General features: G+C 74.4%; 4 protein-coding genes. All 4 read left to right on the top strand.

What is annotated here, in order from left to right:
* From WME82_RS44785 to WME82_RS44770, 4 genes are read left to right on the top strand one after another with little or no spacing between them, the layout of a single operon-like run.
* The gene (locus tag WME82_RS44785) at window positions 1–6366 is read left to right on the top strand and encodes an amino acid adenylation domain-containing protein (protein ID WP_438040319.1); all 6366 of its coding nucleotides are present in this window, start codon (window positions 1–3) and stop codon (window positions 6364–6366) included.
* A gap of 3 nt (window positions 6367–6369) precedes the next feature.
* A complete protein-coding gene (locus WME82_RS44780; RefSeq protein ID WP_438040318.1) occupies window positions 6370–15363 on the top strand; it encodes an amino acid adenylation domain-containing protein in 8994 nt (2997 codons plus the stop codon).
* Window positions 15360–19367, top strand: coding sequence for a non-ribosomal peptide synthetase (locus WME82_RS44775; protein ID WP_438040317.1), 4008 nt, complete (start codon window positions 15360–15362; stop codon window positions 19365–19367). Before WME82_RS44780 ends, WME82_RS44775 begins: the two co-directional genes overlap by 4 nt.
* Window positions 19364–20818 (top strand): diaminobutyrate--2-oxoglutarate transaminase, encoded by a 1455-nt coding sequence (locus WME82_RS44770; protein ID WP_438040316.1) that lies wholly within the window; start codon window positions 19364–19366, stop codon window positions 20816–20818. The genes WME82_RS44775 and WME82_RS44770 overlap by 4 nt, the downstream gene beginning before the upstream one ends.
* Window positions 20819–20905 lie beyond the last annotated feature (87 nt).

Raw genomic sequence — 20905 nt, 5'->3', positions numbered from 1 at the left:
GTGTCTACCAAGCCTGATCCCTCTGCAAACATCGAAAGCGTCTATCCCCTCTCTCCCATGCAGGAGGGGATGCTGTTCCACACGCTGCTGCGCCCGTCCTCGGGCGTCTACCTCATGCAGAATCGCTATCGTATCGAGGGCGATCTGCAGCTCGACGCGTTCGTCAGGGGCTGGCGAGAGGTGGTGGCGCGACACGCGATCCTGCGCACCTCCTTCGTCTGGAGGAGCCAGAAGCGCCCGCTCCAGGTGGTCCACAAGACGGTCGAGCTGCCGTTCGAGGTGCTCGACTACCGGGGCCTCACCGGAGAGGCCCAGGAGGCGCGCCTCTCCGAGGTGCTCGGCGCCGAGCTCGATCAGGGGCTCGACTTCGGCAAGGCGCCGGTGATGCGCCTCCGCCTCGTCCGCCTGAGCGACAGGACCTATGAGCTCGTCCACAGCTTCCACCACATCCTCCTCGACGAGTGGTGCACGTCGCTCCTGATGATGGACTTCCTCGCTCACTACGAGGCGCTGGCCCGGGGCGAGGCGCCGCGCCCCGCGCCCGCGCGCCCCTACCGCGATTACATCGAGTGGCTCGGGCGAAAGGATCCTCAGGCCGGAGAGGCGTTCTGGCGGGACGCCCTCCAGGGCTTCTCCGCGCCGACGCCCCTCGGGTTCGAGGAGCGCTCCGCCCAGGCGGCGGCCGCGGATCACGCGCAGATCGACAGCCTCGTGATCCGGCTCGGCGCGGAGCCTTCGGCCGCGCTGCGCGCGCTCGTGCAGCGCCACCGCCTCACGCTCAACACGCTGGTGCAGGGCGCCTGGGCCCTGCTCCTCAGCCGCTACAGCGGCGAGCCCGAGGTGCTCTTCGGCGTCACCGTCGCCGGACGCCCGCCGGAGCTGCCAGGGGTCGAGTCCATCCTCGGCCTCTTCATCAACACGCTGCCGCTGCGCGTCCCGGTCCCCGCGGAGGAGCCGCTCCTGCCGTGGCTCGCCGCGCTCCTCGATCGGAACCTCAAGCTGCGGCAGCACGAGCACACGCCGCTCGTGGACATCCAGCGCTGGAGCGAGATCGAGCGCGGAAGGTCGCTGTTCCAGAGCCTCCTCGTGTTCGAGAACGCGCCGATCGACCCCGCGCTCCGCGAGGGGCGGATCGTCTTCCGGATCGCGGACTTCCGCGCCCGCGTCCACACGAACTACCCGCTCACGGTCATGTCGTGGCCCGGCGCCGAGCTGCCCCTCCAGCTCGTCTACGACCGGTCGCGCGTACGGCCCGAGCTCGCCGAGCGGCTGCTCGGGCACCTCCGCGCGCTCCTCGAGGCCATGGCCGCGCGGCCCGACGCGCGCCTCGGCGACCTGCCGCTCCTCACGCCGGCAGAGCGAGAGCAGGCGCTCGTGGCCTGGAACACGGCGCCCGCGGCCGAGGAGGATCTCTCGTCCTACGCCGCGCGCTTCCGCGCCCAGGTCGCCCGGACGCCGGACGCCGTCGCCGTGTCCTGCGCGGATCAGCGGCTGACGTACGCCGCGCTGAACCGCGACGCGAACCGCGCGGCGCACGCGCTGCGCGCGCGTGGCGCCGGCCCCGAGCAGCGGGTCGCGCTGCTCGACGACCGCGGCATCCCGCTGCTCACCATGATCCTCGCCGTGTTCAAGGCCGGCGGGGCCTACGTGCCGCTCGACCCCGCCTACCCGGCCGAGCGCGTGGCGCAGATCCTCGCGTCGAGCGAGCCCCGGGTCGTGCTGACCCGCGAGCGGCACCGCGAGGCTTTGGAAAGAGCCATTTCTTTGCTGCCCGGGCCGCGCCGGCCGGCGATCGCGATCCTCGAGGACGCCCTCGACAAGGCCTCTTCCGACGAGGACCCCGAGGAGCGCGGGGGGCCCGATCACCTCGCCTACGTCATCTACACGAGCGGCTCCACCGGGGTGCCCAAGGGCGCGATGGTCGAGCGGCGCGGGATGCTCAACAACATGCTGAGCAAGGTCCCGCGGCTCGGCCTCGCGGCGGGCGACGTCATCGCGCAGACGGCGTCGCCGTGCTTCGACATCTCGGTCTGGCAGTTCCTCACCGCCCTGCTCTTCGGCGGCACGGTCGACATCGTGCCCGACGAGATCACGCGCGATCCGGGCCGCCTGCTCGAGCACGTCGAGCGCCGGGGGATCGCCGTCATCGAGGTCGTCCCCGCCGTGCTCCAGGGCATGCTGGACGCGGCGCTCGAGCGCCCCGCGCCGCCGGGCCTCGAGCGGCTGCGCTGGGTCCTGCCGACCGGCGAGGCGCTCCCCGCCGCGCTCGCCCGGGCGTGGCTCGAGCGCTTCCCGGCGGTGCCCCTCATGAACGCCTACGGGCCCGCGGAGTGCTCGGACGACGTGGCGCTGCACGCGCTGACGGCGCCGCCCGCGGCGGACGACGCGCAGGTCCCGATCGGGCGGCCCGTGGACGGCCTCCGGCTCTACGTCCTCGATCGCCTGCTCGCCCCGTCGCCGGTCGGCGTGACCGGCGAGCTGTACGTGGGCGGCGTCGGCGTCGGGCGCGGCTACCTGGGCGACCCGGGCCGGACCGCCGCCGCGTTCCTCCCCGACCCCTTCAGCGAGGCGCCGGGGCGCCGGCTCTACCGGACCGGGGATCTCGGCCGCTACCGCGACGACGGCACGATCGAGTTCGCCGGCCGGCGCGACCACCAGGTCAAGCTGCGGGGCTACCGCATCGAGCTCGGCGAGATCGAGGCGCGGCTCGCCGAGCACCCCGACGTCAAGGAGGCCGTGGTGCTCGTCCGCGAGGACCGGCCGGGCGTGCGGCGGCTCGTCGCCTACGTGGCCGCCGCGAGCCCTGCGCCGGCCGCGGAGGCGCTGCGCGCGTGGCTCGCGGAGCGCCTGCCCGAGTACATGGTGCCGCCGGTCGTCGTGTCCCTGCCGGCGCTCCCCCGCACGGCGAACGGCAAGGTGGACCGGCGCGAGCTGCCCGTCCCCGAGTCCGGCGACGCGATCCGCCACGTGGCGCCGCGCACGGCCACCGAGGAGCTGCTCGCGGGGATCTGGGCCGAGGTGCTGGGCGTGGAGCGCGTCTCGGTGGAGGACTCGTTCTTCGACCTCGGCGGCCACTCGCTGCTGCTGACGCAGGTCCTCTCGCGCGTGCGCCGCGTGCTCGACGTCGAGCTGCCGCTCCGCGCGTTCTTCGAGACGCCGACGGTGGCCGCCCAGGCGCGCGCCGCGGAGGCGGCGCGGCGCGGCCCTCCGGCCCCGCCGGCGCCGCCGCTCCTCCCGCAGCCGCAGGGCGGCCCGTCGCCGCTCTCGTTCGCGCAGGAGCGCCTCTGGTTCATCGCGCAGCTCGAGGAGACCGCGGCGTCCTACAACGTCCCGGCGGCCGTGCGCCTGCTCGGGCCGCTCGACGTGGCCCGGCTCGAGCGCGGCTTCGCCGCGGTCGTCCGCCGCCACGAGTCCCTGCGCGCCACGTTCGCGGAGCGCGACGGCCACGCGGAGGCGCTCGTCCACGCCGAGCGGCCGGTGGCGCTCTCGTTCGTGGATCTCGGCGCCGCGCCGGAGGAGGCGCGCGAGGCGCGCGAGGCCGAAGCGCGGCGCCTGCTCGAGGAGCAGGCCCGCCAGCCCTTCGACCTGACCGGCGGGCCGCTGCTCCGGATCGCGCTCGTGCGCCTCCGCGAGCGCGAGCACCTCCTGCTCGTCGTCCTCCATCACATCGTGTCGGACGGCTGGTCCATGAACGTCCTCGTCGGCGAGGTGACCGAGCTCTACGCCGCCGACGCCGAGGGGCGCGCCGCCGCGCTCCCGCCGCTCCCGATCCAGTACGCCGACTACGCCCGGTGGCAGCGCGGGTGGCTCACGGGGGCGGTGCTCGATCAGCAGCTCGCCTACTTCCGGCAGCGGCTCGGCACGGAGCCGCCGGTCCTGCGGCTGCCCACCGATCGGCCGCGCCCCGCCGCGCGATCGTACCGCGGCGCCCGCCACAACTTCGCGCTCCCGCGCGAGCTGTCGGCCGCGCTGTCCGCGCTCGCGCGCGGCCAGGGGGTCACGTCGTTCATGCTGCTCCTGGCCGCGTTCCAGGCGCTGGTCGCGCGCAGGAGCGGCCAGACGGACCTGTGCATCGGGACGCCGATCGCGGGCCGCACGCGCGTCGAGATCGAGGGGCTCATCGGGCTCTTCGCCAACACGCTCGTGCTGCGGGCGGACCTCGGCGGCGACCCGCGCTTCGCCGATCTCCTCTCGCAGGCGCGCGAGGAGGTGCTGGCCGCGCAGGCGCACCAGGATCTGCCGTTCGAGCAGCTCGTGAAGGCGCTCCGGCCGGCGCGGGATCTCGGCAGCACCCCGCTCTTCCAGGTGATGTTCTCGCTCCAGGAGGCCGCGCGGCGCGCGCGCCCGCTCGACGGCCTCGAGATCCTGCCCGTCGAGGTGGATCCGGGCAGCGCCCAGTTCGACCTCTCGCTCCACATGGTGACCGCGCCGGAGGGGCTGCGCGGCTCGTTCGAGTACAGCACCGAGCTCTTCGAGGAGCGCACCATCCGCCGCATGGCGGACGACCTCCGCGCGCTCCTGGAGGCGATCGTCGCGCGGCCGACCGCGCGGCTCAGCGAGCTGCCGCTGCCGGAGCCGCCGGCACCGGCGCTGACCGAGCAGCCCGAGGCAGCGCCGCCCGGGGAGGTGGGCCTCGAGCTCGAGGCGGCGCCGCCGTCCGGCGCGGGAGAAGCGCGCCCGGCCGCGGCGCACGACGTCGCGGCCATCGAGGCGCAGCTCGCCGAGATCTGGGCGGCGGTCCTGGGTCGCGAGCGCGTTGACCGCGACGACAACTTCTTCGAGCTGGGGGGCGACTCGATCCTGAGCCTGCAGGTCGTCTCGCGCGCGAAGCAGGCGGGCCTCCGCCTGACCGCCCGCCAGATGTTCCAGCACCAGACCCTCGCGGCGCTGGCCGCCGCGGCGGGCCTCTCCACGGGCGCCGCTGCGGCGCCGGACGAGGAGGAGCCGGCGGGGGGCGACGTGCCGCTGACGCCGATCCAGCGGCGGTACTTCGCGCGCGACCTGCCGAACCCGCACCACTGGAACCAGGCGCTGCTGCTCACGGTCGCCGAGCCGCTCGCGTGGCCGGCGCTGGAAGCGGCGGTGCAGGCGCTCCTGCGCCACCACGGCGCGCTGCGGCTGCGCTTCGTGCCCGGAGAGCGCGGCGTCCGCCAGACGCTCGCGCCGTTCAACGAGCCCGCCGCGGTCGTGCACCGGGTGGACCTCGCCCGGGTGCCCGAGGCCGAGCAGCCGAGGGAGATCGAGGCGCACGCGACCCGGTGGCAGGCGAGCCTCGACCTCGCGGACGGGCCGCTGCTGCGCGTGGTCGGCTTCGATCTCGGCGCCGGCAGGCCGGGGCGGCTGCTCCTGATCGCGCACCACCTCGTCGTCGACGGCGTGTCATGGCGGGTCCTCCTCGAGGATCTGGAGGCCGCTTACGATCAGGCCCGCCGCGGGGCGCCGGCGCAGCTGCCCGACAGGACCACCTCGTTCGCGCGGTGGGCGGAGCGCCTCGACGCCGCGGCGCAGGACGCCGCGCTCGAGGAAGAGGCGGCCTTCTGGCTCGGTCTGCCGTGGGATCGCCTCGCGCCGCTGCCGGTCGACGATCCGGCGGGGGACCGCGCGGAGACGGCCATGGCGACGCTCAAGGTGGGGCTGAGCGGGGTGGAGACGCGGTCGCTGCTGGAGGCGGTGTCGGAGGCGTACCGGACGCGCATCGACGAGTTCCTCCTGGCCGGGCTCGCGCTGGCCCTCGCCCGGTGGACGGGCCGCGCGCTCGCGGGCATCGAGGTCGAGGGCCACGGGCGCGAGGCGCTCGACGGCGACGACCTGGATCTATCGCGCACGGTCGGCTGGTTCACGAGCGTCTACCCGGTGCTGCTCGAGGTCGCGCCCGACGCGGCGCCGGGCGCCGTGCTCAAGACGGTGAAGGAGCAGCTCCGCCGCGTCCCGCGGCGCGGCCTCCCCTACGGCGCGGTGCGGGAGCTCGGGAGGGGGGCGATCGCCGACCGGCTGCGCCGCCTGCCGGCGCTCGGCGTCGGGTTCAACTACCTCGGGCAGTGGGACCAGGTGGTGGGCGCCGGCGCGCGGTTCTCCCTGGCCGAGGAGCCGCCCGGCGCCGAGCACGACCCGCGCAGCCCGCTCGCGTACGAGATCGAGATCGACGCGGCCGTGTACGACGGCCGCCTCGAGGCGACCTTCCGCTACAGCGCCGCGCGGTACCGGCAGGCGACGATCGCGGCGGTCAGCGCGCGGTGGCGCGACGCGCTGAGAGAGCTGATCGCGCACTGCCTTTCACCCGAAGCCGGCGGCTACACGCCGTCGGACTTCACCGATGTCGCGCTCGCGCCGGACGAGCTGGACTCCATCCTCGAACGACTGGACTGAGCCATGGCGAACAACAAGAAGGACGTTGAGTCGATTCACTATCTCTCCCCGCTCCAGCAGGGGTTGCTCTTCCATGCGGTCTCGGACCGGTCCACGGACCCGTACTTCGTGCAGGCGGCCTTCCTGCTGGAGGGACCGCTCGATCCGGACGCCTTCGAGCGCGCCTGGCAGGCGCTCGCGGAGCGGCACACGATCCTGCGCACCGGCTTCGTCTGGGAGGGCGTCGCCAGGCCGGTGCAGGTCGTCCGGCAGCGGGCGACGATCCCGGTGGCGCGCCACGATCTCCGCGGGCTCGCCGCGCGCGAGCGCGAGGAGGCGCTCTCCGCGCTCATGGCCGCGGACCGGCGCGCCGGCTTCGACCTGCTCAAGGCCCCCCTCATGCGGGTCACGCTGGTGCGGCTCGCGGACGACGCCCATTGCTTCATCAACAGCCATCACCACCTCTTGCTGGACGGGTGGGGCTTCGCCCTCCTGCTGAGAGAGGCGCTGTTCGCGTATCAGGCGCTCGTGCGGGGCGCGATCCCCGAGCTGCCGCGGGCGCGCCCGTACCGGGAGTACCTCGCGTGGGTGCAGGCCCAGGACGAGGGGGCGGCCGAGCGGTTCTTCCGCGGCGCGCTGGCCGGGTTCCGGACGACGACGCCGCTCCCCCTGGGGGCCGCCCCGGCCGCGGCCGCGGCGGGCGACGGCGCGTTCCCCTTCGCCGAGCAGGAGCTGCGCTTCTCGCGGGAAGAGACGCAGGCGCTCGCGGCCTGCGCGCGCCGCCTGCGCGTCACGCTGAACACCCTCGTGCAGGGCGCGTGGGCCCTCCTGCTGTCCCGGCACAGCGGAGAGCCCGACGTGGTCTTCGGCGCCACGGTGTCCGGCCGGCCCCCGGAGCTCCCCGGCTCCGAGGCCATCGTCGGCATGCTGATCAACACCCTGCCGGTGCGGGTCCGCGTGGACGAGCACGAGCCGCTCGCCGCGTGGCTCCTGCGGCTGCAGGACCGGAACAGCGAGCTGCGCCAGCACGAGTGGACCCCCCTGTCCCTCGTCCAGCGCTGGAGCGAGGTGCCGGGCGGGCAGTCGCTCTTCGACACCCTGGTGGTGTTCGACAGCTACCCCGAGGAGGACGTCGGCGGCGCGCTCCTCGACCTGCGCGTCCGCGCCTTGCCCCGGCCCGGCGGCGGGCGCGAGGGCGGCGCCCTGCTCACCGCCGGACGCAACAACTACCCGGTGTCGCTCATCGTGGAGCCGGCGGGCGATCTGGGCCTGATCCTCTGCTACGAGCGCCGCCGCCTCGCGCACGACGCCGCGGCCAGCCTGCTCGCCCAGTGCCGCGCGCTGCTCGAGGCGATGGCGGCGCGGCCGCACGCACGCCTGGCCGAGCTGCCCCTCGTGGGCGCCGCCGAGCGGCGGCGCCTGCTCACCGATCTGAACGCGACGGCCACGGCCTCCCCGCCGGCGGCCTGCGTCCACGAGCTCTTCCAGGCGCACGCCGCCGCGCGGCCCGACGCGCTCGCGGTCGCCTGCGAGGAGACGGCGCTGACCTACGGGGAGCTCGACCGGAAGACGAACCAGCTGGCGCGGAGGCTGCGGGCGCTCGGCGTGGGGCCCGAGGACCGGGTCGTCCTGTGCATCGAGCGCTCGGCGGAGATGGTCCTCGCGCTGCTCGGCGTGCTCAAGGCGGGCGCCGCGTATGTGCCCGTCGACCCGAAGTTCCCGCGCGATCGGCTCCGCGCCGTCGTGGAGGACAGCGGCGCGCGCGTCGTGGTCACCCAGGAGCAGTGGGCCGGCGCGTTCGACGGGCCGGGGCCCTCGCTGCTCTTCCTGGACCGCGACGCGAGCGCCCTCGCGGCCGAATCCGACACACCGCTCGGCGAGACGGCCCGGCCCGGCAACCTCGCCTACCTCATCTACACGTCGGGCTCGACGGGGCGACCGAAGGGCGTGGCCGTCGAGCACCGCCACCTCGTGAACTACGTGCGCGGCGTGCTCGCGCGGCTGCCCCTCGCCGAGGGCGGCGGCATGGCGCTCGTCTCGACCGTGGCCGCGGACCTCGGGCACACGTCGCTCTTCGGCGCGCTCTGCTCGGGCCGCGCGCTGCACGTCCTGTCCGAGGCGCGGATCTTCGATCCCGACGCGACCGCCGAGTACATGAGCCGCCACGGGGTCGACGCCCTCAAGATCGTCCCCAGCCACCTCGCCGCGCTCCTCGAGGCGGCGCGCCCCGAGCGCGTACTGCCGACGCGCTGCCTCGTGGTCGGCGGAGAGGCCTCGAGCTGGGAGCTCATCGAGCGGATCCGGACGCTCGCGCCGGGCTGCACCGTCGTGAACCACTACGGCCCCACCGAGACGACCGTTGGCTCGCTCACATGGCAGGTCGACCCAGCGGGCGGCCGCTCCGGAACGACCGTGCCCATCGGACGGCCGCTCCCCAACACCCAAGCGTATGTCCTTGGTGTAAATTTTGAACCGGTACCGGTGGGCGTGCCCGGGGAGCTCTACCTGGGAGGAGCCGGCGTGACGCGCGGCTACCACGCTCGCCCCGAGCTGACGGCGGAGCGCTTCGTCCCGGATCCGTTCGGGGGCGTCCCGGGGGGTCGGCTGTACCGCACCGGGGATCGGGTGCGCCTCCTTGCGAACGGCGCGATCGAGTTCCTCGGGCGCACCGATCACCAGATCAAGCTGCGCGGCCACCGCGTGGAGCTGGGCGAGATCGAGGCGCGGCTGCGCGAGCAGCCCGAGGTGCGCGAGGCGGTCGTGGCGGCGCGGGACAGCGGCGGGGCCGTGCGCCTCGTGGCCTACGTCGTGGCCCGCGAGGCGGCGGCGCTCGACGCGGAGGCGCTCCGCGCGCGGCTCGCGAAGCAGCTGCCCGAAACCATGGTGCCCGCCGTGATCGTGCCGCTGCCGGCGCTGCCGCTCACCCCGAACGGCAAGATCGACCGCGCGGCGCTGCCGGAGCCCGAGCGGGCGGGCGCGCCGGAGGCCGGCGGCTTCGTCGCGCCCCGGAACGAGGTCGAGGCCACCCTCGCCCAGATCTGGGCCGACATCCTGCGCGTGGAGCGGGTCGGCATCCACGACAACTTCTTCGCCCTCGGCGGCGACTCCATCCGGAGCCTCCAGGTCATCGCGCGCGCCAACCAGCGCGGCATCAAGCTGAGCCCGAAGCACCTGTTCGATCACCCCACGGTGGCCGCCGCCGCTGCGGTCGCGGCGTCCGGCCCCGCGGGCACAGGCCAGGCGGGAGCGCCGCCGCAGGGCGAGCCGTGCCAGGCGGCGCCGTGCGCGCCCGCGCCGCCGCCGTCGCCGTTCTCGCTGAGCGGCCTCACGCAGGACGAGATCGCGCGCAGCCTGCCGGAGACGTCGGGGCTCGATGACGTCTACCCGCTCTCGCCGATGCAGGAGGGCATGCTCTTCCACACCCTCCTGAACCCCGGCTCTGGCATCTACCTGATGCAGCAGCACTACGTGTGGCGCGGCCCGCTCGACGCCGGCCGCCTCGTCGAGGCCTGGCGCCGGGTGGCGGCGCGGCACCCGATCCTGAGGACGTCCTTCGTCTGGAAGGACCTGGAGCGGCCGCTCCAGCTCGTCCACCGCGAGGTCGACCTCTCCGAGGTGATCCAGGTCATCGACCTCCGCGATCTGACCGAGGCCGAGCAGGAGAGGCGCGTCGCCGAGACGCTCGAGGCCGAGCTCGCCGCCGGGCTCGACATGACCCGGGCGCCGCTGATCCGGATCCGGCTGTTCCGCCTGGCGGAGGACGCTCACCGCATCGTGCGGAGCTTCCACCACATCCTCACGGACGACTGGTGCTTCTCCGTGATCATGATGGAGTGCCTGTCTTATTACGAGGCATCGGTCGCGAGCCGCGCGCTGGAGCTGCCCGAGCCGCGCCCCTACCGGGACTACATCGCCTGGCTCGCGCGGCAGGACCTCTCGGCGGCCGAGCGGTTCTGGCGCGAGGAGCTCCGCGGCTTCGCCGAGCCGACGCCGCTCGGCATCGATCGGGCCGCCCCCGACGGCGCGAGGGCCGGGGTGAGCGACGAGTTCGTCGAGCTGCCCCCGGCCATGACCGAGGCGCTCCTCCGGATCGCGAACCAGCATGAGCTGACGCCCAACACCCTCGTGCAAGGGGCCTGGGCGCTCCTCCTGAGCCGCTACAGCGGCCAGCGCGACGTCGTGTTCGGCGTGACCGTGGCAGGCCGCCCGACCGATCTGCCCGGCGTGGAGACGATCGTCGGCCTGTTCATCAACAGCCTGCCGCTCCGGGTGCGCGTGTCGCCCGAGCAGCCGCTCCTGCCGTGGCTCAAGGGCCTCCTCGCCCACAACTACCGGATCCGCGAGTTCGAGTACCCGCCGCTCGTGGAGATCCAGCGGTGGAGCGAGCTCCCCAAGGGCCTTTCGCTGTTCAACAGCCTCCTCGTCTTCGAGAACGCGCCGAAGGATCCGCGCCTCGGGGAGCAGGTGGGCGACGTCGGCCTCTCCTACGAGCAGGACCGGGTCCACACGAACTACCCGATGACGGTCGTGGCCTACCCGGGCGCGGGGCTCGGCATCCGGCTCTCGTACGACCGGCGCCTGTTCGATCGCGACGCCGTCGCGCGGATGCTGGGCCACCTGATCCAGCTCCTGGGAGAGATGGCCCGCCGCCCGGAGGCGCGGCTCGGCGACCTCTCGCTCCTCGACGAGCGCGAGCGCCAGAAGCTCCTGCGGGAGTGGAACGACACGAGGGGCGCGGAGCCCGCCGCGCCGAGCTACGTGGCGCTCTTCGAGGCCCAGGCGCGGAGGACGCCGGACGCGGACGCCGTCACGTGCCGCGGGCGCCGGCTCAGCTACGCGGCCCTGAACCGCGCCGCCAACCAGGTGGCCCACGCGCTGCGCGCCCAGGGGGTCGGTCCGGACACGATCGTGGCCGTGCTCGAGTCGCGCGACATCGAGCTGGTCGTCGCGGTGCTCGGCGTGCTCAAGGCCGGCGGCGCGTACCTCCCGCTCGATCCCCACCAGCCGGAGCAGCGCATCGCCGGCGTCGTCGAGGCGAGCCGGGCGCCGGTGGTCGTGACCTCGGACGCGTGGGTCCCGCGGCTCGCGAAGGCGCTCGCGCACCTGCCGGAGCCGGCGCGGCCGCGGTTCGTGACGCGCGAGCGCCTCGCCGCGCAGCGCGGGCCCGCGCCCGAAGGCGACCTGCCGCGGCTCGCCGGCCCCGGCCACCTCGCCTACGTGATCACCACGAGCGGGTCGACCGGCGTGCCGAAGGGCGCGATGGTCGAGCACGCGGGGATGCTCAACAACGTGTGGGGGAAGATCCCCGCGCTGGAGCTCGGCCCCTCGGACGTGATCGGCCAGACCGCGTCCCAGTGCTTCGACATCTCCGTGTGGCAGCTGCTCTCGGCGCTGCTCTGCGGCGGCCGCGTGCACATCGTCCCCGAGGAGATCGTGGGCGATCCGCGGCGCCTGCTGGAGGAGGCCGAGGCGCAGGGGATCACGGTCCTCGAGCTGGTCCCGTCGCTCCTCAGGGAGCTCGTGGCGGCCGATGAGGACGCGCCGCGCCTCGCGCGCCTCCGGTGGATGCTGCCCACCGGCGAGGCGCTGACGCCCGACCTCTGCCGCCAGTGGTTCGCGCGCCACCCCCGCGTCCCCCTGATGAACGCCTACGGTCCGGCCGAGTGCGCCGACGACGTCGCGCTGCACGTGATGACGGCGGCCCCGGGGCCGGAGGTCACCCACGTGCCCATCGGCCGGCCCGTGCCCAACGTGGGGCTCCACGTCGTGACGGGCGACGACCTCGCGCCCGTCGGCGTGACCGGCGAGATCTGCGTCACGGGCATCGGCGTGGGGCGCGGCTACCTGAACGACCCCGCCCGGACCGCCGAGGCCTTCGTGCCCGACCCGTTCGGCGGCGCGCCCGGCGCGCGCATGTACCGCACCGGCGATCTCGGCCGGCGCCTCGCGGACGGCACCCTCGAGTTCGCGGGGCGGCGGGATCATCAGGTGAAGATCCGCGGCTTCCGCATCGAGCTCGGGGAGATCGAGGCGCGCCTCGCGCGGCACCCGGAGGTCCGGGAGGCCGTGGTCACGGTCCGGGAGGAGCGCACCTCGGGCAAGCGGCTCGTGGCCTATGTCGTCGGCGAGGGCGGCGCGACCCCTGCGCCCGAGCGCCTGCGCGACTTCCTGAAGGAGGCGCTGCCCGACTACATGGTGCCGCCCGTCTTCGTCGCCCTGCCCGCGCTGCCGCTCACCCCGAACGGCAAGGTGGACCGCAAGGCGCTGCCGGCGCCGGAGGCGCCCGCGGTCGATGCGGGGAGCGCGGCGGCCGGCGCCCCGACGACGCCGACCGAGGAGGCCCTCGCGGGCATCTGGGCGGAGGTGCTGGGGATCGAGCGGGTCCCCGTCCACGCGGGCTTCTTCGAGCTGGGCGGGCACTCGCTGCTGGCCACGCAGGTCGTGTCGCGCGTGCGCAAGGCGCTCGGCGTCGAGCTGCCGCTCCGCAGCCTGTTCGATCACCCCACGGTGGCGGAGCTCGCCCGCGACGTCGATCGGCGCCGCGCTCCGGCCGGCGGCGCGCCCGCGGCCGCGGCGCCGCCGCTCGTCGCGGTGCCGCGGCAGGGGCCGCTGCCGCTCTCGTTCGCGCAGCAGCGCCTGTGGTTCCTGGCCCAGCTCGAGCCCGACAGCGCCGGGTACAACATGACCGCGGCCGTGCGCGTCGAGGGGGAGCTCGACCTCGCGGTGCTCCAGGAGAGCCTCGCGGCGCTCGTCCGGCGCCACGAGTCGCTGAGGACCACGTTCGGCGTGGCCGCCGGCGAGCCGGTGCAGGTGATCGCCCCCGAGGGCGCGCCGGCGTTCGAGGTGGTGGACCTGTCGGCGACGCCCGCCGCGGAGCACGGCGCGGCGGTCCAGCGCCTGGCCGCGGACCGCGCGGAGCGGCCGTTCGACCTCGCTCGCGGGCCGCTGCTGCGGCTGACCGCGATCAAGCTGCGCGACGACGAGCACGTGCTGGTCGTCGTCGTCCACCACATCGTGGCGGACGGCTGGACCATGAACGTGCTGGTCGCGGACCTGGCCGAGCTGTACGCGGCGGCGAGGGCCGGGCGGCTGCCGGCGCTGAAGCCGCTGCCGGTCCAGTACGCGGATTTCGCGGTGTGGCAGCGGAGCTGGATGCAGGGCGCGACCCGCGAGGCGCTGCTCGGCGCCTGGCGCGAGCGGCTCTCCGGGCCCCCGCCCGCGCTCGATCTGCGCCCGGATCACCCGCGGTCCGCCGCGTCGACCTACCGCGGCGGGCGCCACACGGTCGCGGTGGACCGCGCGCTCTCCGAGGCGCTGCGCGCGCTCGGCCGGCGCGAGGGCGCCACGCTCTTCATGACGCTGCTCGCGGCGTTCAAGGTCGTGCTCCTCGGCCGCACGGGCCAGAGCGACGTACTCGTCGGCACCGACGTCGCGGGCCGCAACCGCGCGGAGACCGAGGGGCTGATCGGGTTCTTCGTCAACCTGCTGGTCCTGCGCACGGATCTCGGCGGCCTGCCCACGTTCCGGGAGCTCCTTCAGCGGGTCCGGGAGGTCACGCTCGACGCGTACGCGCACCAGGACCTGCCGTTCGAGCAGGTCGTCGACGCCGTGCGGCCGGCCCGCGAGCCCGGCCGCCACCCCCTCGTACAGACGCTGTTCGTGCTGCAGAACGTGCCGGCGTCCGAGATCTCGCTGCCCGGGGTGCGCTTCAGCCCGGTGGATCTCGACCGGGAGGTGTCGCGGTTCGACCTCGGCGTGTTCGTCGAGGAGGGCGACGAGGGGCTCACGTGCACGTGGAAGTACCGCGCCGATCTGTTCGAGCCGCCGACGATCGAGGCGATGGCGGCCCACTTCATGGCCGTGCTGCGGGCCATCGTGGACGACCCCGAGCGCCGCGTGACGGCGCTCGCGGCAGCGGAGAGGAAGGAACGCACCATGGAAGGACGCGCGCGCGACGAGGGCCGGCTCCGGAGCCTCAAGCGCATCACCCCCCGCAAGGTGGACGTGGGTCCCCGCGCGCTGGTCTCTACCGGCACGCTGGGCGACGGGCCGCTGCCGCTGGTCGTGAGGCCCGCGGTGGACGACGTGGAGCTCGCGGCCTGGGCCCGCGAGGAGCGGGCGTTCGTCGAGGAGCAGCTGCTCCGACACGGGGCCGTGCTGTTCCGCGGCTTCCCGATCAAGTCGGCCCCGGAGTTCGAGCAGGTCGCGCAGGCCATCTGCGGCGAGCTGTTCGGCGAGTACGGCGATCTTCCCCGGGAGAAGACCGGACAGCACATCTACAGCTCGACGCCCTACCCGGCCGACAAGGCCATCCTGTTCCACAACGAGAGCTCGCACCTGCCGCGCTGGCCGCTCAAGCAGTGGTTCTTCTGCGTGCAGGCCGCGCCGGAGGGCGGCGCGACGCCGATCGTGGACTGCCGGAGGCTCTACGAGGCGCTCGCCCCCGACGTCCGGGAGCGCTTCCGGCGGTCGGGGCTGCTCTACGTGCGGAACTTCACGCCGGGCTTCGACGTGGGCTGGCAGGACTTCTTCCACACCACGGATCCCGCGATCGTGGAGGAGCGCTGCCGCGCGGGCGGCATGCGGTGCGAGTGGCTCGCGGGCGGCCGGCTGCGGATCAGCCAGCGCGGGCCGGCCGTGCTCTCGCACCCGAAGACGGGAGAGCAGGTGTTCTTCAACCAGATCCAGCTGCACCACCCGGCGTACCTGGAGGCGCCGGTGCGCGAGTCGCTGCTGGCGATGGTCGGCGAGCAGTGGCTGCCGCGCAACGTGACCTACGGCGACGGCGCGCCGATCGAGGTCGAGACGACGCGCGCGCTCGGCGAGGCGTACGAGCGCTGCGCCGTGCGGTTCCCGTGGCAGGAGGGCGACATCATCCTGCTCGACAACATGCTCGTGGCCCACGGCCGCGATCCGTTCTCGGGCCCGCGGAAGATCGTGGTGGCCATGGGCGAGATGATGACGGCCGAGCGGGCGGCGCAGGCGTCGCGGGCGTCGGATGGCGCGGTGGCGTCATGACGATGCAGGCCACCGAGCTCGGGCCGAGCGTGCAGGGCGTGCGCCTGTCGCCGCAGCAGCGGCGCCTGTGGGCGCTCCACCGGAGCGGAACCACGGTGTTCGCGCGCGGGTTGATCCGCCTGGAGGGCGACCTCGACGCCGCCCGCATGGCCGGCGCCCTCGGCGAGGTCGTCGCGCGCCACGAGATCCTGAGGACGACGTTCCGCCGGGATCCGCGCCTCAAGTTCCCGCTGCAGGCCGTCGGCGGGGCGGCGCCCGCGTGGCACCGGGTGGATCTGGGCGGCCGCGCGACCGGCGAGCAGGAGGCGCACGTCGAGGCGCTCTGGCGCGAGGCCGCGCGGCTCAAGGTCGACCTCGAGCGCGGGCCGCTGCTCCACGTGTGGCTGGTGCGCCGCGCCGAGCGGCTGCACGACCTGCTCGTCGCCGCGCCCGCGCTCTCTGCCGACGCGTGGACGCTGGACCTCCTGTTCCGCGAGCTGGCCGAGGCCTACGCCGGCGGCGCCGGCGAGCGGCAGGAGGCCGGGGTGGAGCCCGTGCAGTACGCCCAGTTCGCCGAGTGGCAGAACGATCTCGTCGACTCGGCGGAGAGCGCTCCGGCTCCTTCGGGGATACCCGTCGTCCTCCCGTTCGAGGGCGCCGCCGAGGAGGGCGGCGCTTCCGGCGAGGTCGTCGACGTCGACGTCGACGTCGACGCGGCGCTGCTCGGCCGGCTGGAGTCGCTGGCCCGCGGCGAGGGCGCCTCGCTCTCGTCGGTACTGCTCGCGGCCTTCCAGCTCCACCTCGCGCGCCTCACCGGCGCGCGGGAGCTCGTCGTCGCGGTGGCATCGGCCGTGCGTAGGATCGAGGACGTCCAGGAGGTCATGGGCCCGGTGGCCAAGTGGCTCCCGGTCCCGTGCCGCGTGGACGGGGCGCAGCGGTTCGCCGAGCTGGTGCGCCGGGCTCAGGCGGGCGTCGACGAGGCGACCGAGGAGGAGGAGCACTGGAACCCCGACCTGCCGGACGCCGGGGGGCCCGGGAGCACCGTCGGCTTCGAGTTCTCCTCGCTCCCCGAGCCCAGGGTGGCGGGCGGCCTCGCATGGCACGTCGAGCGCCAGTGCATGGGCGCGGGCGGGCTCAAGCTCGCGCTCTCGGCCCAGCGCGGGCGGGGCCGCGTGCGCCTCTCGCTCTGGCACGACGCGCGCCGCTGCGGCGCGGAGGGCGCCCTGGCGATGGCCGAGCAGTACCGGGCGCTGCTCGGCAGCGCTGCCGAGGCCTGGTCGGAGTCCGCCCCGCGCCTCGGCCTGCTCGGCCCCACGGAGCGGGCGCGGCGGCTCTCCGAGGGCCGGGGGGCGGCGCACGACGTCGCGCCCCCGCGGTGCCTGCACGAGGCGTTCGAGGAGCATGCGGCGCGGCAGCCCGAGGCGCTGGCGGTGGTCGCGGGCGACCGGCGGCTGACCTACCGCGAGCTCAACCAGCAGGCCAACCGGCTCGCCCACCACCTCCGCCGGCGCGGCGTCGGCGGCGGCAGCCCGGTAGGCCTCTGCGGCGAGCGATCCGTGGACATGATCGCTGGCCTCCTCGGCATCCTGAAGGCCGGCGGCGCCTACGTGCCGCTCGACCCGCACGCCCCCGTGCAGCGGCTCACCCAGCAGATCCGGCGCGCGGGCTTCTCCGTCCTGCTCACGAACGCGCCCGTCCGCGCCCGGCTGTCGGACCTGCCGGACACCGATTGCGCCGTCCTCTCCCTGGACGACGCGGCGCTGCTCGACGGCGAGCCCGAAGGCGACCCGGCCGTGCCGGTGCTGCCCGACGATCTCGCGTCCGTCGTCTTCACGTCGGGCTCGACCGGTGAGCCCAAGGGCGTCGGCGTCACGCACCGCGGGATCGCCAGCTACACGCGCTCGGTGTGCGAGGCGCTCGCGATCATCGAGGCCGGGCTGCACTTCGCGACCGTCTCGACGTTGAGCGCCGACCTCGGCAACACGAGCATCTTCGGCGCGCTCGCCTCGGGCGGCTGCCTCCACGTGATCGGCTACGAGACGGCGACCGACGGCCGGCTCTTCTCGGAGTACTACCGGCGCTGGCCGATCGACGTGCTGAAGATCGTGCCGTCGCACCTGAGCGCGCTGCTCGACACGGGCGAGGGGGCGGCGGTGCTGCCGCGGCGGCTCCTGGTGCTCGGCGGAGAGGCGCTGCCGTTCGCCCTCATCGAGCGGATCGCGGCGCTCTCGAGCGGCTGCGCCGTGGCGAACCACTACGGGCCGACCGAGACGACGGTGGGCGCGCTGGTCTTGCCGCTGCGCGAGCTGCGCGACCGGCGCGGGTGCGCGTCGGTGCCGATCGGCCGCCCGCTGGCCAACGCGGAGGCGTACGTGCTCGACGAGCGCCTGGAGCCGGCGCCCGTGGGCACGGTGGGCGAGCTGTACCTGGGCGGCGCCGGGCTCTCGCGCGGATACCTGGGCCAGCCGGATCTGACCGCGGAGCGGTTCGTGCCGCACCCGTTCGGCGTGGGCGCGCGCCTCTACCGGACGGGTGATCGGGCGCGGTACCGGCCCGACGGCGCCATCGAGTTCATGGGCCGGCGCGATCACCAGGTGAAGATCCGCGGCTTTCGCGTGGAGCTCGGGGAGATCGAGGCGCGGGTCCGGGAGCACCCCGCGGTCGGGCAGGCGGTCGTCATCGCCGCGCGCCAGGACGGCGCGGTCGCGCCGACCATCGTCGCGTACGTCGTCCCCCGGGAGGGAGCGCTCGACGAGGCCGCGCTGCGCGCGTTCCTCAAGGACCGGCTCCCTGAGTACATGCATCCGAGCGACTTCGTGCTGCTGCACGCATTGCCGCTGACCGCGAACGGGAAGGTCGATCGCAAGGCGCTGCCCAGCCCTGCCGCGCGCCGGCGGCGCGAGTACGTCGCGCCGCGGACGCCGGTCGAGGAGACGCTCGCGGCGATCTGGGCCGACGTCCTGGGGCGCCCGCAGGTCGGCGTCGAGGACAACTTCTTCGACCTCGGCGGGCACTCGCTGATGGCGATCCCGCTGATGCACCGGATCCAGCAGGCGCTCGGCGGCGCGCTGTCGTTGATGGCGATCTTCGAGGCGCCGACGATCGCCGGGCTCGCCAGGCTGCTCGACGCCGGGCGTCCGGCGTCGAGCGTCGTCGAGCTCCGCGCGGGCGGGTCGCGCCCCCCGCTCTTCTGCGTGGACTCCTCGGGCCTGCACGTCATGGCCTACCAGGGCCTCGCTGCGGCCATGAGCGAGGAGCAGCCGGTGCTCGGGCTCGATCTGGGCCCGTCGCTCGCGGAAGACGCCGGCGCGCTCTCGCTGCCTCGGATCGTCGAGCGGCTGTCGCGCGAGATCCGGGAGCGGCAACCGCGCGGGCCGTACCGCCTCCTCGGGTGGTCCGTGGGCGGCGTGCTGGCGCTCGCCGTCGCGCGGACGCTGGAGGAGCAGGGCGAGCGGGTCGCCTTCCTCGGCATGCTGGACTCGCAGCCACGCACGCGCCTCTACGCGACGGGCGAGCCGGATGTCGTCGAGGAGCTGGCGGCGTACATCGATCAGGGCCGCAGCGCGGAGCTGCTCGCGCTCGCGCCGGCGGAGCTCGACGCGCTGCGAGCGCGGCTGAAGGGGCTGAGCGACGGCGATCGCGTGGCGGAGGCCGTGCGCTGGGCGCAGGCCCGCGGCTTCGCGTCGAGCGACATCCCGCCCGCCGCGTATTACCACCGGTACGCGCTGCTCCGAGGCGCGGCCCTGCTCACGAAGGATCTGCCGCAGCGGTGCGTCGCGGCGCCGATCCACGTGTGGTGGAGCGCCGAGACGATCGCGCACCACGGCGGCCCGCCCATGGACTGGCAGCAGTACACGGCGGGAGCGGTGCGCACAGCGATTCTTCCCGGCGATCATATCGCCGCCGTGCAGGGGGCCGACGCGCATGCGCGCATACGCGAGACCCTGGAGGTCCTGGACCCGGCAGAGCGCGCCCTGGAGCGCCCGGAGCGGAACAACCCTTCTCACCAGGGAGTCACCCCATGAGTCTGTCTGCAGCTTCCAGTTTGCCTGTGTCGGACCCGGTGCCGGCGGTCTCCAGATCGCCCCTTCACGCGGGCCTCGCCGCGGAGCTCGGCGAGCGCCACCGGCGGCGCGCGCTGTACGAGCTAGGAGATCACCCCTTGCTCGAGCGGCAGCGGCAGCGCGAGTCGAACGCCCGATCGTACCCGCGGCGGCTGCCACTGGCGCTCTCGCGTGCGCAGGGCGTGTATGTGGAAGACGTCGAGGGGCGCGTGTTCCTCGATTGTCTGGCCGGGGCCGGCACCCTGGCGCTAGGGCACAACCACCCGGCGGTCACCGACGTCCTGGTGCGGACGCTGCACTCCGGTCTACCGCTCCACACGCTCGACCTCACCACGCCTGTCAAAGATCGCTTCACGCAGGACGTGCTCGGCGTGTTGCCGGCGACCTTTGCCCGCCATGCGCGCGTCCAGTTCTGCGGCCCCACGGGGGCGGACGCCGTCGAAGCCGCGCTGAAGCTGGTCAAGCTCGCGACCGGGCGCGGCACGGTGCTGGCCTTTCAGGGCGCGTACCACGGCATGACGCAGGGCGCGCTCACCCTGATGGGCAACCTCGGGCCCAAGGCGGCGCTCGGCTCCAGCCTGCAAGGCGTGCAGTTCTTGCCGTATCCGTACGAGTACCGCTGCCCGTTCGGCCTCGGCGGCGACGCCGGCATCGCGGCCTCGCTCGCGTACATCGGCAACCTGCTGTCCGATCCGGAGGGCGGCGTGCCCAAGCCCGCTGCCATCATCATCGAGGCGGTGCAGGGCGAGGGGGGCATGATCCCGGCGCCGGTCGCCTGGCTGAAGGGGCTGCGGGAGCTGGCGACGCGCCATGATATCCCGCTGATCCTCGACGAGGTGCAGACGGGCTTTGGCCGCACCGGGCGCATGTTCGCGTTCGAGCACGCCGGCATCGAGCCGGACGTGCTGGTCCTGTCGAAGGCGCTGGGCGGCGGACTGCCGCTCTCGGTGGTGGTGTATCACGAGCGCTTCGACACCTGGCGTCCGGGCGCCCACGCCGGCACGTTCCGCGGCAACCAGCTCGCGATGGCGGCGGGCTCGGTCACGCTGTCGGTGCTGCGCGCGGAGCGCCTGGACGCGGCGGCCGCGGAGCTCGGCGCGCGGCTCATGGCGCAGCTCACCGCGCTCGCCAAGGAGCACGCCTGCATCGGCGACGTGCGCGGGCGCGGCCTGATGGTCGGCGTGGAGCTCGTGGACGCGGCGGCCGCGCCCGACGCGCTCGGGGCGCGCCCTGCCCACCGCGACCTCGCCGGGCGCGTGCAGCGCGAGTGCCTGCGGCGGGGGATGATCGTGGAGCTCGGCGGCCGCTACGGCAGCGTGGTGCGCTTCCTCCCGCCTCTGATCATCACCGCCGCCCAGATCGACGAGGTGGCGCGGATCTTCGGTCAGGCGCTGGCGGCGGCTTGTCTGTAGTTGAGCAGCTCCAGGCCCGTCCCGCTGGTGTCGGTTTTCATCCGCTGGCCACGCGGGTGCCGGAGGTCACCCATCCCTTCGAGGCCG

The sequence above is a fragment of the Sorangium sp. So ce128 genome, from assembly GCF_051525245.1.
GTDB classification, from domain to species: Bacteria; Myxococcota_A; Polyangia; order Polyangiales; family Polyangiaceae; genus Sorangium; species Sorangium cellulosum_B.
The sequence above is the reverse complement of the archived record's forward strand: the minus strand, read 5'-3'. Positions and strand labels throughout refer to the sequence as shown.

Bases quoted from the DNA above. Each gene is read 5' to 3' on its own strand.
- WME82_RS44780 (WP_438040318.1), top strand. From the start codon at position 6,370: ATGGCGAACAACAAGAAGGACGTTGAGTCGATTCACTATCTCTCCCCG.
- WME82_RS44770 (WP_438040316.1), top strand. From the start codon at position 19,364: ATGAGTCTGTCTGCAGCTTCCAGTTTGCCTGTGTCGGACCCGGTGCCG.
- WME82_RS44775 (WP_438040317.1), top strand. From the start codon at position 15,360: ATGACGATGCAGGCCACCGAGCTCGGGCCGAGCGTGCAGGGCGTGCGC.